Here is a 1,202-nt window from a genome sequence, read left to right on the forward strand (position 1 = left end):
ACCCAAACAATCAACGGCTTATAACAGAGAAAGCATTTGATCTCAGGGCGGGTTATTCATCACTCCAGGAACCAGGCGATTGCTTTATCACTCTGCTCCTGATTTATGTATGATTATAAAAAACCGCCTCTGTTTATCGCGTGACTGAATGATGACAATTTTGTCACCTTCCAGGTTTCTCCTGAAGAACGGGATTAATCCATTAACAGGCGCACTTTGAACACAATTTCCCGCCCCTGCTGTTCTGCTGACAGCTCGCCGCCGTGAGCATGAATGATCGACCTTGTAATTGATAATCCCAGCCCCGCGCCTTCCGTGTTGTAGAACCTTGATGAGTCTGCGCGATAGAACCGGTCAAACAAACGTTCCAGATTAGCGGGAACCTGGCCGGACATCGTATTCGTAATCATCACGTTCACACAGTCACTGTCACGCTCAAGGTGTATCGCTGTACAGGTGTTATCGGGAGAATACTTGATTGCATTGGAAAGCAGGTTACTGAAAGCACGTCGGAGCATATCGCTGTCTCCGGCAACAACGCCCTCTCCTTCAACCGTGATTGTCTTTCCTGTTTCGTCTGCCAGGGGCTCGAACAACTCACGTAATTCATTCAGTTCGGCGGCCAGATCCACATCATGTTTATCCAGCCGCAGCAGACCATGCTCTGAACGTGCCAGAAAAAGCATGTCACTGGTCATTCGTGACAACCTTTTCAGTTCTTCCAGGTTAGCGAATAAAATTTCGCGGTAATGCGAAACATCCCTTTCCTTAGCCAGTGCAAACTGCGTCTGCATCATCAGATTACTGACTGGTGTGCGCAGCTCATGCGCGATGTCAGACGAGAAATCTGACAGTTTCCGGAATGCCCCCTCCAGGCGATCAAACATATTATTGAACTCCTGCATGGTCTCAGAGATTTCCGGCGGAGCCAGATCGGGATTTAGACGCTGATCCAGGCTGTGTACAGTCATGGAGGAAGCCAGACTGGTCATTTCCCGTAACGGTTTCAGACCAATACGTGTGGTCAGCCAGCCCAGAAAAACAGAAATAAAGACCAGACCGATATTGAACCAGAACAGCCAGGTACTGAGTTTGTCCATAAACAGGGTGTGATACCCGGTATCCGTGGCAACCGTAATGATGACATGTTTGCTTTTACCCTGTTCCGGCGTCACGGCAACCCGCCGCGAGATACTGCGGTA

1 protein-coding gene is annotated in these 1,202 nt (G+C 49.2%); it reads right to left on the reverse strand.

The genetic code is table 11. The features are described from left to right. Positions 1-194 precede the first annotated feature (194 nt). The coding region (gene pcoS, locus ACOT1A_RS24545; protein WP_410027231.1) for a copper resistance membrane spanning protein PcoS at positions 195-1,202 on the reverse strand (1,008 nt) is incomplete at its 5' end.

Origin of the sequence: Enterobacter cloacae complex sp. SYL003 (assembly GCF_049236925.1) — a bacterium.
In the GTDB taxonomy this organism is placed as follows: domain Bacteria; phylum Pseudomonadota; class Gammaproteobacteria; order Enterobacterales; family Enterobacteriaceae; genus Enterobacter; species Enterobacter intestinihominis.